Below are 13,163 nucleotides of genomic sequence, written 5' to 3' on the forward strand. Positions count from 1 at the left end.
TTGCTCAGCGCGTGCGTCGCGTCGGGCTACACCCGCACGACGCCACGAGCACGAGGTCGATCGTGCGGTCGGTCCAGCAGTAGACGACCACGACCGAGATGGTGCCAGAGATTTTCGGAACGTGGCTAGAGCGTCCACAGAGCGAAAGAACGTCGGACACAGAGTCAAGTGACCGGAGGGATTTCTAGCGCGGAATGCGGAGCAAGAGCAACGAGCGGGCCGCCACCGACAGCTTCGCGCGTGGAGTCAGTGAACCGGGGTTGGCGGGGGAGCCGTCGACCGTCGTCGTGTCGAGGAACGGCTCGTACGACGGCCCGTAGCGCTCGTGCGGCAGCGTCACGTCGATGGGATCCGCACCGGCGTGCATCAGCATCAGCCACGAGTCGTCCGATACGAGCTCACCGTCACGCGTGCGCGAAAGGCAGTTCGAGCCGTCGATGAACATGCCGAGCGTGCGGCGGCCCTCGTCGAACCAGTCCGTCTCGGCCATCTCCTGCCCGTCCGGCCGGAACCACACCAGGTCGGGGTTGCCGCTGGGCGTCGTGCGGCCCTCGAAGAACTCGGGCTGCCGCAGCGCCGGGGACGACGCGCGCAGGTCGATCAGCCGTTGGGTGAACCCGAGCAGCGCCTCACCCGCGTCGCTCGTCGTCCAGTCGACCCAGGACACCTTGTTGTCGAGGCAGTACGCGTTGTTGTTGCCGCCCTGGGTGCGCCACATCTCGTCGCCCGCCGTCATCATCGGCGTGCCGGTCGACAGCAGCAGCGTCGCGAGCAGGTTCCGCGCCTGCTTGGCCCGCAGCGCGAGGACCTCCGGATCGGACGTCTCACCCTCCGCGCCGCAGTTCCACGACCGGTTGTCGTTCGTGCCGTCGCGGTTGGACTCGCCGTTCTCCTCGTTGTGCTTTCCGTTGTAGGACACCAGGTCCCGCAGCGTGAAGCCGTCGTGCGCGGTGATGAAGTTGATCGACTGCCACGGCCGGCGCAGGTCGTCCGCGTACAGGTCGCTCGACCCGGACAACCGGTACGCGAGATCGCGCACCGACGTGTGCCCGCGCCAGAAGTCCCTGACCGTGTCGCGGTAGCGGCCGTTCCACTCCGCCCACTGCACGCCGAAGTCGCCGACCCGGTAACCGTCGCCCGTCGCGTCCCACGGCTCGGCGATCAGCTTGGCCCGGCACAGCACCGGGTCCGTCGTGATGGCCGTGAGCAACGCGCTGTCGCGGTCGAAGAACCCGCCGCCCGGCCGCCCCATCGTGGAGGCGAGGTCGAACCGGAAGCCGTCGACGCCCATCTCGGCCGCCCAGTACCGCAGCGAGTCCGTCACCAGCCTGACCACCTGCGGCGACCCGGCGTCGAGCGTGTTGCCGCAGCCCGTGATGTCGACCGTGCTGCCGCCGCCCGCGTGCAGGTAGTAGCCCGGCGCGTCGTAGCCGCGGAAGCAGATCGTCGGCCCGTCCGGACCGCCCTCGCAGGTGTGGTTGTAGACGACGTCGATCAGCACCTCGATGTTCGCCGCGTGCAGCGCCGCGACCATCGTGCGGAACTCCTGGACCTCGTTGCCGCGCTCGCTCGCGTAGGCCGCGTGCGGCGCGCAGTAGGCGAGCGGCGAGTAGCCCCAGTAGTTGCTCGCACCCCTGCCGATCAGCGACGGCTCGTCCTGGAACGCCTGCACCGGCAACAGTTCGACGGTCGTGACGCCCAGCCGCGTGAGGTGCTCGATCGCCGCCGGGTGCGCGAGACCCAGGTACGTGCCGCGCAGCTTCTCCGGGATCTCCGGGTGGTTCTTGGTGAAGCCCCGGACGTGCATCTCGTAGATCACGGCCTCTTCGAACGGCACCTCGGGCTTCACGCCCGTGTCCGCCCCGCCCGGCGAGCTCACGACGGACAGCGGCACGCTGCCGAGCGAGTCGACCGCGGACGGCGGCCCGTGCATCGGGTCGCCGACGTACCCGAGCGCCGCCTCCAGGTTCGTGATCCGGCCCTCGACCTGCCGCGCGTACGGGTCGACCAGCAGCTTCGCCGGGTTGCACCGCAGCCCGCGCCCCGCGTCGTACGGGCCGTGCACCCGGAACCCGTACCGCTGCCCCGGTGTGACACCCGGCACCAGCCCGTGCCAGACGCCGAACGTCCGTTCGGTCAGCTCGACCCGCTTCTCGGTGCCGTCGTCGTCGACCAGGCAGACCTCGACCGCGTCGGCGACGTGGGACGTCACCGCGAACCGGACACCGCCCGCCTCGGCGTGTGCCCCCAGCGGGAACGGTCGGCCTGCCAGCACCTCGGACTCGGGTCGCGTAGCCATGCCTCCGATCTTGGCATCCGCGACCGACAAAAAACTCGAGAGTTCACACCGGCGGCGCAGCGGGGCCGCCCGGCGCGAGGGACACCCCGATGAGTGGTCGGTGCGGGGCCGTTCGGAACAATGGGGGCGTGGCGGACGTCGACGTGACAGATCTGGTCGTGCACATGGCGGGCGTATCGGTCCGCCGAGGGAAGAACACGCTGGTCGGCAACATCGACTGGAGCGTGGAACTGGACGAGCGCTGGGTGGTGCTGGGCCCGAACGGTGCCGGCAAGACCACCCTGCTAAGGCTCTCCAGCGCCGAACTGCACCCGACGAGGGGCAAGGTCCACCTGCTGGGTGAACGCCTGGGCAAGACCGACGTCCAGGAGCTCAAGCCCCGCATCGGCCTGTGCAGCGCCGCGCTCGGCGGCCGCATCCCGCCCGACGAGACGGTGGTCGACCTGGTCGTCTCCGCGGGCTACGCCGTGCTCGGCCGGTGGCGCGAGGAGTACGGCAAGGAGGACACCGACCGTGCCCGCGAACTGCTCGGCACCCTCGGCATGGAGCACCTCGCCGACCGCCTCTACGGCACCCTCAGCGAGGGCGAGCGCAAGCGCACGCTGATCGCCCGCGCCCTGATGACCGACCCGGAGATGCTGCTGCTCGACGAGCCCGCGGCCGGGTTGGACCTGGGCGGCCGCGAGGACCTGGTCGCGAAGCTCTCGGAGCTGGCGATGGACCCCGACGCGCCCGCGATGGTGCTGGTCACGCACCACGTGGAGGAGATCCCGCCGGGCTTCACGCACGCGCTGCTGCTGCGCGAGGGCTCGATCGTGGCGCAGGGCCTGCTGGAGGACACCCTCACCGAGGAGAACCTCTCGAAGACGTTCGGGCAGGACTTGGAACTGCAGAAGTCGGGAGACCGCTTCTTCGCCCGCAGGAAGATCTGACAAGCTACCGCTAGGTAACGTGAGGGCAGCCGGACTGAACCGCGAGTTCGCGTCGGTCGTCCGGTCGCCTCTTCGGGTCAACCGCCGAAGGCGATTCGGGCCGAAGCGGCGGCCGGACGACCGACTTCCCGGCGAACGAGCCGCCGTCTGCGCAGCAGCGGCAAAGGAGGCACTGTGGAGTTCGTGAGGCTCGAGGTCCAGGACGGGATCGGCACGATCCGCCTGGAGCGGCCGCCGATGAACGCCCTGAACCGGCAGGTGCAGACCGAGCTCCAGGCCGCCGCCAAGGAGGCCTCCGAGCGCGCGGACGTCTACGCGGTCATCGTCTACGGCGGTGAGAAGGTCTTCGCGGCCGGCGCGGACGTCAAGGAGTTCGCGCAGATCTCCCACGCCGAGATGACCCTGCGGGCCAAGGGCCTGTCGGACGCCCTCGGCGCGCTGGCCTCGGTGCCGAAGCCGACGGTCGCCGCGATCACCGGCTACGCGCTCGGTGGCGGGTTCGAGGTCGCGCTCGGCTGCGACCGCCGCATCGCGGGCGACAACGCGAAGGTCGGCCAGCCCGAGATCCTGCTCGGCCTGATCCCCGGCGGTGGCGGCACGCAGCGTCTCGCCCGGCTGATCGGCCCGTCGAAGACCAAGGACCTGCTCTACACCGGCCGGTTCGTCGGCGCCCAGGAGGCGCTCGAGATCGGCATGGTCGACGAGGTCGTGGCGCCCGACGACGTGTACGCGGCGGCCGTGCGCTGGGCCAAGCAGTTCGTGAACGGGCCGGTGCTCGCGCTGGCCGCGACGAAGGCCGCCGTCGACGGTGGCCTCGACACCGACCTGGAGTCGGGCCTCAAGCTCGAGAGCCACCTCTTCGCGGCGCTGTTCGCGACGGAGGACAAGAAGGCGGGCGTGGAGTCGTTCATCGAGAACGGCCCCGGAAAGGCGAAGTTCAGTGGCAACTGATCCGGCACCCAACCCGCACGCGACGGCCGAAGAGGTCGAGGCGGCCTACAAGGACACCAAGCTCGCGCAGGTGCTCTACCACGACTGGGAAGCGGGCACGTACGACGAGAAGTGGTCGATCTCCTACGACGACCGCTGCATCACCTACGCGACGGACCGCTTCCGCGCCGCCGCCGGTGACGTCGGACCGTACGAGCACGCGCTGGAACTGGGCTGCGGCACGGGTTTCTTCCTGCTGAACCTGATGCAGGGCGGCGTGATCAAGAAGGGCTCGGTCACCGACCTGTCGCCCGGCATGGTCGAGGTCGCGCTGCGCAACGCCGAGCACCTCGGGCTGGACGTCGACGGCCGCGTCGCCGACGCCGAGCGCATCCCGTACGACGACGACACGTTCGACCTCGTCGTCGGTCACGCGGTGCTGCACCACATCCCGGACGTCGAGGCGGCGATGCGCGAGGTGCTGCGCGTGCTGAAGCCCGGCGGCAAGTTCGTGTTCGCGGGCGACCCGACGAACATCGGCAACTTCTACGCCCGCAAGCTCGGCCAGGCGACGTGGTGGCTCACCACCAACATCACCAAGGCCGTGCCGGTGCTGAACGACTGGCGCCGCCCGCAGAAGGAGCTCGACGAGTCCTCGCGCGCTGCCGCGCTGGAGGCCGTGGTCGACCTGCACACGTTCGACCCGGACCAGCTCGAGGCGACGGCCCGTCGTGCCGGTGCCGTCGGCGTCCGCGCGGTGACCGACGAGCTCTCGGCCGCGCTGTTCGGCTGGCCTGTGCGCACGTTCGAGGCCGCCGTGCCGCGCGAGAAGCTGGGCTTCGGTTGGGCGATGTTCGCCTACCGCACCTGGCAGAACCTCTCGTGGGTCGACCAGAACGTGCTCTCGAAGGTGCTGCCGCGCGAGGTGTTCTACAACGTGGCGATCACCGGTAAGAAGTCTTCGTAAGTGGGTTACGCGTTCACCACGTCCGACGTGGCGTTCCTGCGCTCCGCCGCCGGAACCGCCGCGTTGGCCGAGGTGGACGCGTTGCCGTTCACGGACTCCACGCGCCTGCGTGACGTCGAGACGGCCCGGAAGCTCCTCGGACCGTCGTTCGCCCCGGTCGTGGAAACCGTGCTGCTCCGGCGCCGTGCTGTGTCCAAACTGGACTCCGCCGGGTCGTGGCTCTTCACCGACGACGCGCTGCAGCAGGCCACGGCCTCGGCCGTCGCCCGGCACCGGGCGGCGCGGTTCGCCGGACGCACCGTGCACGACGTGACGTGTTCGGTCGGCGCGGACCTGTTCGCGTTGAGCGAGGTCGCGTCGTTCTGCCTCGGCTCGGACCTCGACCCGGTGCGGCTCGCCATGGCGCGCAACAACGTTCCGGACCGGCCCGTGGTCGTGGCCGACGCGCTGCGGCCCGTCTCCCGTGCGTCCGCGGTGACGGCCGACCCGGCCCGCCGCGACTCCGCCGGGCGCCGCAAGTGGAACCCATCGGACTTCGTGCCGCCGCTCGACGAGCTGGCCGAGGTGTACGCGGGTGTCGACCTGGCGGTGAAGTGCGCTCCCGGCATCGACTTCGCCGTCGCGCCGTGGGCCGACGAGATCGAGGTCGTGTCGCTGGACGGCGCGGTCCGCGAGGCCTGTTTGTGGACACGAGGCCTCGCCACGCTCGGGGTGTCGCGCCGGGCCACGGTGCTGCACGGCTCGTCGTCGTGGACCCTGACGGACGCCGAACCCGATGACTGCCCGGTCGCCCCGCCCGGCGCGTGGCTCGTCGACCCGGACGGCGCGGTCGTGCGCGCCGGCCTGGTGCGGCACTACGCGGCGCGGCACGGGTTGTGGCAGCTCGACGAACGCATCGCGTACCTGAGCGGCTCCGAGCCCCCGCCCGGCATCCGCGCGTTCCGCGTGCTCGAACACGGGCACTACACGGAGAAGTCGCTCAAGTCGTTGCTCAAGACGCGGGGGATCGGCCGGCTGGAGATCCTCGTGCGCGGCCTGGACGTCGACCCGAACACGATGCGCAAGCGCCTCAAGCTCTCCGGGTCCGGGTCGGCGACGGTCGTGCTGACGCGGATCGGCTCAGGGCCGGTCTTCGTCCTGTGCGAGGCTGAGCGCACCTAGCAGCAGGTCGAGGCGGGTCTTGTCGTGCGCCGGGCGCAGCCTGCCGCCCTGCATGAGCGTCGCGATGCCGTGCAGCGAGCTCCAGAAGACCTCCGTCAACGCCTCCAGGTCCCGGTCGCCCCTCACCGGTTCGACCGCGGCGACCAGTTCCCCGAACGCGTCGAGCAACTCCTGCGGCACCTCGTCTGTGCCCCACGGGATGTCGGACTGCTGCACGAACATCGCGTCGTAGAGCGCTGGCCTCTCTCTCGCGAACTCCAGGTACGCCTCCGCCGCGGCCCGCAGCCGTGACTGCCCGCGCGACGGCCGGGCCTTCCGCAACAGCCGGGCCAGGTCGCCGCAACCCTGGATCGCGACCGCGCGCACGATCGCGTCCTTGCCCTTGAAGTGGCTGTAGAGCACCGGCTGGCTGTACTCGACCTTCTCGGCGAGCCTGCGCGTGGTCACCGCGTCCCAGCCCTCCGCCTCGGCCAGGTCCCTGGCCGTGTCGATGATCAGCTGGTGGCGTTCGGCCCGCTCGCGCTCACGCCGGTTCTGGATCGTCACGCCACAGAATCTAGCACTGCTAGACATGCGAGCGCTCCTAGTGTTAGCGTCGCTCGTGTCGCTAGCAGTGCTAGATTCCTTCGGAGGATGCAATGCGCTTGGCCACGATCATGGGGTGGCTCGTCGTCGCGGCGGGCTTCTACTTCGGCTTGAGCTACCTGCTCAACGGGGACGGGGCCGCGGCCGGCTTCGGCATCGTCGACCCGGCGGGCTACTACGTCGTGAAGGGCGTGCGGGATCTCGCCTACGCCTTGACGGCGCTGGTCCTGCTGCTGATGAAGCAGTACCGGGCGTTGGGCTGGGTGGTGCTGGCGGACGCGATCATCCCGATCGGCGACTGCCTGGCCGTGATCACGCACGGCGGCACGGTGGGCTACGCGCTGATGGTGCACGGCTCGGCTGCCGTGCTCGTGCTGATCACCGCGTTCCTGCTGCTCCGTGCGACAGCACCCGAACGGCCTCGCGCAGTTCCGGCTCGGTGATCTCCCCGAGCAGCAGCCCGGTCAACGCCCGGAACGCCCGCCACAGCTCGTCGGGATGCGTGGACAGGACCAGCGTCCCGGCGAACGCGCCGGCCTCGGACAGGTCGTCGAACCCCCTGCCCTGCACCGCGTTCACGCCTTCGCGCAGGCACCACAACGACATCACGTGGTCCCGCAATCCGTTGATCATGTAGACCGCCTGCCACACCCGCCCGCGCGCGATCGACGACCGCGCGTGCAGCGCGTACAGCCACGCGAGACCGATGAGCTCGTCGCGGTCGGGCTGCCCGGCCTGCGGCAGCTCGTTGGTCTCCCCGAACAGCAGCCGGAACGCGGGCCCGGTCGCCCCGAACTCGTCCGACGGCCAGAACGCGACGTCGACCTGCAACGTCGACCGCATCAGGAACACGCGGAACAACACGTTCCCGCGCCGCACGTCGAGATGGCCGACGGCACCGCACGCGTACATCAACGCCGTCCAGTCGACGACCACGGCGTCGAACTCGCGCTTGACCGACAACGCGAAGTCGATGTCGGACCAGCGGTCCTCCTCACCGACCGCGACCGACCCGGTGAGCGCCGCCCCGACCACCCGCGGATCGACGTCGGCGGCGTTGACGAGATCACGACGCACCTGGTCGCGTTCGGAAACCGTGAACACCTCACAACCTTATGCGCCACCACTTCAGCCAGGCTTGCGAACCAGGTTCGTGTACCCGGCCAGCGCCAGCGTCGCGAGCCCCCACACCGCGAGCTGCACCAGCCAGATGGCCGCCGTGAACGCCTGCCCCTTCCGCGAGGCCGTGTCGAGGTCGCACCGGGCCCGCATCCCGGTCATGGCCAGCGGCAACCCGCGATCCAGGCCGAGCCCGACGAGTTCCACGGTGGAACAGGGAGTCCCGGCACCGACCGGTGCCGTGGCAACCCTTTCCGCGACGAGGTGCCCAGGCCGCGTGGGGACCTGCCCGGCCAGCCAGCCGATCGCCCCGGCCACGACGAGGACCAGCAACAACGCGGCGGCGGTGCGGCGAGCGCGGTACCCGTACCCGGCCAGCGCGCCCCACAACCAGTGGAACCACCGCGTCATCCGCCCGCCCAGCGACTGCGGGCTCCGCCGCCGCAGATCCGTCTGCTGTGCCATGAGAATCCGGCGCACCGTGCCGTCGTGACCCGCCGCTCGCTCGACCGCGGCCAGCCGCTGGTAGCCGGACGCGTGGTAGGCGGGGGTGTGGCAGCGGATGACGTGCAGCCACTCCTCCCAGTCCCAGCGCGGCGCGAGCGACCTGTAGCTGAAGTCTTCAAGGCGCACGAGGTTCTTGTGCTCACACGTCGCGCCGCGGCCGCGATCGGGGCACAGGGCGGAGTGCGGCAGTGCCACCGTGACGCCGACCGTCGTGTCCCGGAGGTCCACAGCCGGGGCCGACTGCGTCTCCAGCGTCACCGTCTCACCGCAGCCGAAGCTCTCGTCGATGCGGGCGCCCACCAGCCTGATCGCGGAGTCGCCTGCGGAGAGCCGGGTCCGGCCGTGCAGTGCGAGGGCTCCGCCCACGCGGACACGGTCGGCGGTGAGCGCGGGACCGGCAGGGTTGCTGATCGTCGTGTCCGTCAGTGCGATGACCCCACCGATGCGGCCGCCGAGCAGGTTGACCGCCCCGGCCGAGTCGTGGCCCACGATGCGGACCTCGCTTCTCAGCAGGAGATTTCCGTCGATCTTGACGCTGTTCGCGTCCACCGCGATGCCCGCCGTGCTGGTGATCTCGGTGTCCTTCACGCCGACCTGGCCTGAGACGTGCGCACCGCGGAGGGCGAGTCCTTCTCCGCGACCGCTGATCCGGATGCTCTCCCACAGCGCCAGGTTGCCACCGATCTCGGCGCTTTCGAGCACCACAGCGGGACCTGAGTCGTTGGTGATCTCCGTCTCCGACACGTCGAAGTCCGTCACGAAGCGGGCGCCGGTGAAGTTGATCGCACCGCGGGTGCCCTGTCCGTGGATCCGGACGCCGCCTCGAAAGGAGACCTGCCCGCCGACCCCCAGGCCACTTGCCTCGATCGCGGGACCGGTGGTGTTGGTGATCGCCGTGCCTTCGAGGCTCAGGTCTCCGCCGATGTGTGCACCTACGAGTCGGACCGCGCCTGCTGTCCCGTCACCAGTGATCCGGACGCCGCGGCGCAGGAAGAGGACGTTGTCGACGTGGAGGCTGTCCGCGTGGATTCCCGCGCAGCGGCCGCCGTTGAAGATCAGGTCAGGCAGGCTGGCGAAGAGGGCGGTGATCGGCTTCTCGATCGTGCAGTCGGTGAAGGCCAACCCGACCGAGGCCTTCACCCTGGTGAGGTTGAGGGCGCCGTCGACACGGGCGCCGCGCAACCTCACCCCACTTGGGTCGAGCTCGCCGTGACGTCCGAGCAGCAGTTCCCTGATCAGCTCGGCGGGCACCACGTCGTCGGGCTCGGTGCAGGTCAGCCACTGGCCGTTGCGGGCGGCCTCGACGAGCCGCCGCTCGATGTCGGTCACCCGCGGATCATGCCCGCGGCAGGGGCGGCCCGGTCCGCGGAACCGGGCCGCCCCACCGGGATGGCCTAACCCAGGGCGACCGCGAAGACGTGCATGTTCACGTCGTCCGGCAGCACGACGCTCGCCAGCGTCTTGCCCTCCGGTGCCACGTACGTCTTCGTCGCGAAGATGTGCGTGGCGACCTTCTCGTTGCCGCCGCCGGACTGGTTGCGGTACGGCGTGTTCGCGACGACCACGTTGCCGAAGCTCGGTGCCGCCCCGCCGCCGCCCAGCGTCCAGTCGCTGAACCCGATGTCGACCGACGCCGTGGTGCCGTCGGTGAACGTCACCGTGGCCGCCTTCGAGCGCGCCCCGTTGGCTGCGGAGCCGATGAAGGCGAGCTTGGTACCGGACAGGGACAGCGTCTGCTTCTGAGCCGTCGCGTTGTCGGGACGGCCCGCGGGCGACGACGGCCAGGTGAACGTGAGTCCGTCGACGGTGGCCGTGCCGCCCGGCGGGAGTCCGGCCGCGGCCAGGGCTTCCCGCGAGTAGCTGTAGCCGCCGCCGTCGAAGTCGCCCTCGCCGGTGGCGTCCGCCGAAGCGCCCACGTTGTTCACGGCGGCGAGCATGCTGCCCGCCGGCGCGACCTTCACGATCTGCGGCAGCACCACCGGTTTCTGGGCACCCTCGACGGTCACCGTCACGGTGATGTCGTAGAAACCCTGTGCCGCATCGGGTTTCGCCGTGACGGTGAACTCACCCGGCACGGCACCGGTCGCCGGCGTGAACGTGAGGGCGTCCGAGCCGGTGATCGTGTAGGTGGCCTTCGGGTCGCCGTCGTAGAGCTTGACCGAGTTGACCTTCGCCGTGACCGTCTTCCCCGGCTCCACCACGAGCTGGCGCGGTTCGACCGTGAGGAAGTACGGCTGGTCGTGCGTGATCGGCTTCTCGCCCTCGCGGAACGACGGCGGCGCGTCGGAAGCGCCGGTGCCCCACGACGAAGGCGCCTTGCCCAGCACGAAGTCGAGCCTGCCACCGCGCTGCACGAACGACTCCGGCAGCCAGGTCTTCGTGGCGGCCTTGCCGTTGACCTTCAGCGACTGCACGTACTTCGTGGCCGTGTTCGCCTGCGGTGCGGTGATCGTGATGTCCCTGCCACCGCCGCGGTTGATCTTCACCGACGTGAAGAGCGGGGCGCTCAGCACGAGTTCGGCGCGGGACGGCACCTGCGGGTAGATGCCCATGGCGGTGAACACGAACCACGACGACATGGCGCCGAGGTCGTCGTTGCCGGGGATGCCGCCGGGGGCGTTCTTCCAGAGCGTGTTGATGGTCTCGCGCAGGGTTTCCTGCGTCTTGGCCGGCTGGCCCGTGTAGTTGTACAGCCACGGCACGTTCACCGACGGCTCGTTGTCCAGTTCGGACTTCGACCCGCCGTGACCACTGAGGGCCCAGCTGCCGTCGGCGTTGTGGAAGAAGTCGTCCAGCCGCTTGGTCGCGCGCTCGCGGCCGCCCAGGGACTCGACGAGCCCGGCGACGTTGTGCGTGACCATCCACGTGTACTGCGCGCTGCTGCCCTCGACGAACCCGTTGCCGGTGTCGGGCGTGAAGTCCTTGACCCACGTGCCGTCGGCGTTGCGGTTGCGGATGTAGCCGCCGGTGGCGTCCGCGACGGGGTCGAAGTTGTTCTGCCACCACTGGGCGCGCTCGGCGAACGTCTTCGCGGTCTTCTTGTCGCCGGTGCGCTCGGCGAGCTGGCTGATCGCGAAGTCCGCCGCGGAGATCTCCAGGGTCTCCGCCGCGCCGCCCCAGGCGTTCGTCACGGCCGGCATGTACTGGTGCCGCAGGTACTTGTCGAGCGACGGCCGCTGCCCGACCGACATGACGGCCCAGCCGTCCTTGCTCAGGTCCAGTGCCGTGGGCACGGTCGCGGCCTTCACCAGGGACTTCAGGGATGCCTTGACGTCGTAGCCCTCGCCGCCGAACGCCGAGATGGCGGCCAGCGCGATCGGCGCCGGGTCGCCGTTCATGACGTGCGTGCCGCCGGCCGCGTGCGTCCAGCGGTCCCACACGCCGTTGTTCTGCTCGGCCTGGTTGAGCAGCGACTGCGCGATGTCCGAGCCGATCTGCGGTTCGAGCAGGGTGAGCAGTTGCAGCTGCGAGCGGTAGATGTCCCAGCCGGAGAACGTGCCGTACTGGGCCTTCTGCCGGCGTTTGTCGATCCTGTGGACCTTGCCGTCGAACCCGGCGTACTCGCCGTTGACGTCGCTGAACAGGTTGGGGTGCAACAGCGAGTGGTACAGCGCGGTGTAGAACTTCGTCCGCTCGTCATCGGAGCCGCCGCCGACCTCGATGCGCTTGAGCTGCTTCTGCCACGCGATGTACGCGTTGTCCCTCATGTCCTCAATGGACTGGCCCTTGTTCTCGGCCGCCAGGTTCGCCTTGGCGTTGTCCAGGCTGACGTAGGAGATGCCGACCTTGACGTTCACCTGCGAGCCGGGCGCGAACCCGAGGTAGGCGCCGGAACCCTTGCCCAGCACTGGCCAGCCGTTCGTCCCGTACGTCGTGCCGCCCCGGGAAGTAGTGCTTCCGGGCGTGACAACGTTGTCCTGGTACGTGCCGACCTCGGTGAACGCCTGGTCGAACTCCGCCACGAAGTGCAGCGTGTAGTAGCTGCGGCGGCCGACCTGGTTGATGTAGCCGCAGAAGTTGCCGGACGTGACGGAGCCCGTGATGGTCCGCTTGTCCCTGTCGACCACGGTCTGCGCGTCACTGCTGCCGACCTGCGACTTGGAGGTGTTGACCAGCACCGTCGCGGGCTTGTCGGCGGGGAAGCTGAACCGCGCCGCGCCGGTCCGTTCGGTGGCGGACAGCTCGGCCTTCGCACCGGACTTGAGCGTCACGTCGTAGCGGCCGGGCTTGGCCACCTCGTCCGCGTGCGCGAACTCGCTCGCGTAGACCGCGTCGGTCGCGTCCGTCGTCGGACTGGTCGTGACGGTCCCGACGTGCGGGAAGATCGGGATGTCGCCGCTGCCGCCCGCGCAGCCCGTGCCGGACATGTGGGTGAGGCTGAAGCCGCGGATCTTCGTGGCGTCGTACCGGTAACCGCCGGGAGCCGCGGCGCGCAGGGTGTTGCCGCGACTCGCTTCCGGACTGAAGGAGAACATGCCGAACGGCACGACCGCGCCGGGGAAGGTGTTCCCGAGGTTGGTCGTGCCGATGAACGGGTTCACGTGTGCTGCCGGGTCCGGCACCACCTGGATCTGGGGCTGAGCGGAGGCAGGGACCACTCCGAACGTCATGGCCGCCACTACCGCAGCTGTCGTGAGGACTCTTCGCTGCATGGTCGCGGACC

Annotated in this window: 10 protein-coding genes; 5 read left to right on the forward strand and 5 right to left on the reverse strand. The window is 69.8% G+C overall.

Going from position 1 to position 13,163, the window contains the following annotated elements:
• Positions 1–184: 184 nt before the first annotated feature.
• Positions 185–2,299 (reverse strand): glycogen debranching protein GlgX, encoded by a 2,115-nt coding sequence (gene glgX, locus BMY74_RS38405; protein ID WP_089925716.1) that lies wholly within the window; start codon positions 2,297–2,299, stop codon positions 185–187.
• A gap of 89 nt (positions 2,300–2,388) precedes the next feature.
• Here glgX and BMY74_RS38410 point away from each other — a divergent pair, with 89 nt between their 5' ends.
• The 4 genes from BMY74_RS38410 (at position 2,389) to BMY74_RS38425 (ending at position 6,289) form a co-directional block, all read left to right on the forward strand.
• A complete protein-coding gene (locus BMY74_RS38410; RefSeq protein ID WP_089925396.1) occupies positions 2,389–3,231 on the forward strand; it encodes an ABC transporter ATP-binding protein in 843 nt (280 codons plus the stop codon).
• A gap of 174 nt (positions 3,232–3,405) precedes the next feature.
• Positions 3,406–4,182 carry an enoyl-CoA hydratase/isomerase family protein gene (locus tag BMY74_RS38415; RefSeq protein WP_245786608.1) on the forward strand — a complete coding sequence of 259 codons (777 nt, stop codon included), beginning with the start codon at positions 3,406–3,408 and terminating at the stop codon, positions 4,180–4,182.
• Positions 4,172–5,128 carry a class I SAM-dependent methyltransferase gene (locus BMY74_RS38420; protein WP_089925399.1) on the forward strand — a complete coding sequence of 319 codons (957 nt, stop codon included), beginning with the start codon at positions 4,172–4,174 and terminating at the stop codon, positions 5,126–5,128. Before BMY74_RS38415 ends, BMY74_RS38420 begins: the two co-directional genes overlap by 11 nt.
• Positions 5,129–6,289: a THUMP-like domain-containing protein gene (locus BMY74_RS38425; RefSeq protein ID WP_089925403.1), complete on the forward strand. Its 1,161-nt coding sequence runs from the start codon at positions 5,129–5,131 to the stop codon at positions 6,287–6,289. It begins immediately after the preceding gene.
• Here BMY74_RS38425 and BMY74_RS38430 read toward each other — a convergent pair.
• Entirely contained in the window at positions 6,248–6,835 is a 588-nt protein-coding gene (locus tag BMY74_RS38430) for a TetR/AcrR family transcriptional regulator (RefSeq protein ID WP_089925405.1), read from the reverse strand. The two genes, BMY74_RS38425 and BMY74_RS38430, sit on opposite strands and share 42 nt — an antisense overlap.
• 92 nt (positions 6,836–6,927) lie before the next feature.
• Here BMY74_RS38430 and BMY74_RS38435 point away from each other — a divergent pair, with 92 nt between their 5' ends.
• The gene (locus tag BMY74_RS38435; protein WP_089925407.1) at positions 6,928–7,317 is read left to right on the forward strand and encodes a DUF4267 domain-containing protein; all 390 of its coding nucleotides are present in this window, start codon (positions 6,928–6,930) and stop codon (positions 7,315–7,317) included.
• Here the strand turns inward: BMY74_RS38435 and BMY74_RS38440 are convergent.
• The 3 genes from BMY74_RS38440 to BMY74_RS38450 all read right to left on the reverse strand — a co-directional run bounded on the left by BMY74_RS38440 (position 7,253) and on the right by BMY74_RS38450 (position 13,152).
• Positions 7,253–7,978 (reverse strand): nucleotidyltransferase domain-containing protein, encoded by a 726-nt coding sequence (locus BMY74_RS38440; RefSeq protein WP_089925411.1) that lies wholly within the window; start codon positions 7,976–7,978, stop codon positions 7,253–7,255. The genes BMY74_RS38435 and BMY74_RS38440 overlap by 65 nt on opposite strands.
• A 24-nt stretch (positions 7,979–8,002) precedes the next feature.
• Positions 8,003–9,829 (reverse strand): hypothetical protein, encoded by a 1,827-nt coding sequence (locus tag BMY74_RS38445; RefSeq protein ID WP_089925413.1) that lies wholly within the window; start codon positions 9,827–9,829, stop codon positions 8,003–8,005.
• Positions 9,830–9,894: 65 nt separating this feature from the next.
• Positions 9,895–13,152: a GH92 family glycosyl hydrolase gene (locus tag BMY74_RS38450; RefSeq protein WP_089925416.1), complete on the reverse strand. Its 3,258-nt coding sequence runs from the start codon at positions 13,150–13,152 to the stop codon at positions 9,895–9,897.
• Positions 13,153–13,163: the final 11 nt, after the last annotated feature.

It is taken from the genome of Lentzea albida, from assembly GCF_900111005.1.
GTDB lineage: Bacteria > Actinomycetota > Actinomycetes > Mycobacteriales > Pseudonocardiaceae > Lentzea > Lentzea albida.

Excerpts from the sequence above, each read along its gene's own strand:
- BMY74_RS38450 (WP_089925416.1), bottom strand. The coding sequence starts at position 13,152 with ATGCAGCGAAGAGTCCTCACGACAGCTGCGGTAGTGGCGGCCATGACG.
- BMY74_RS38435 (WP_089925407.1), top strand. The coding sequence starts at position 6,928 with ATGCGCTTGGCCACGATCATGGGGTGGCTCGTCGTCGCGGCGGGCTTC.
- BMY74_RS38410 (WP_089925396.1), top strand. The coding sequence starts at position 2,389 with ATGAGTGGTCGGTGCGGGGCCGTTCGGAACAATGGGGGCGTGGCGGAC.
- glgX (WP_089925716.1), bottom strand. The coding sequence starts at position 2,299 with ATGGCTACGCGACCCGAGTCCGAGGTGCTGGCAGGCCGACCGTTCCCG.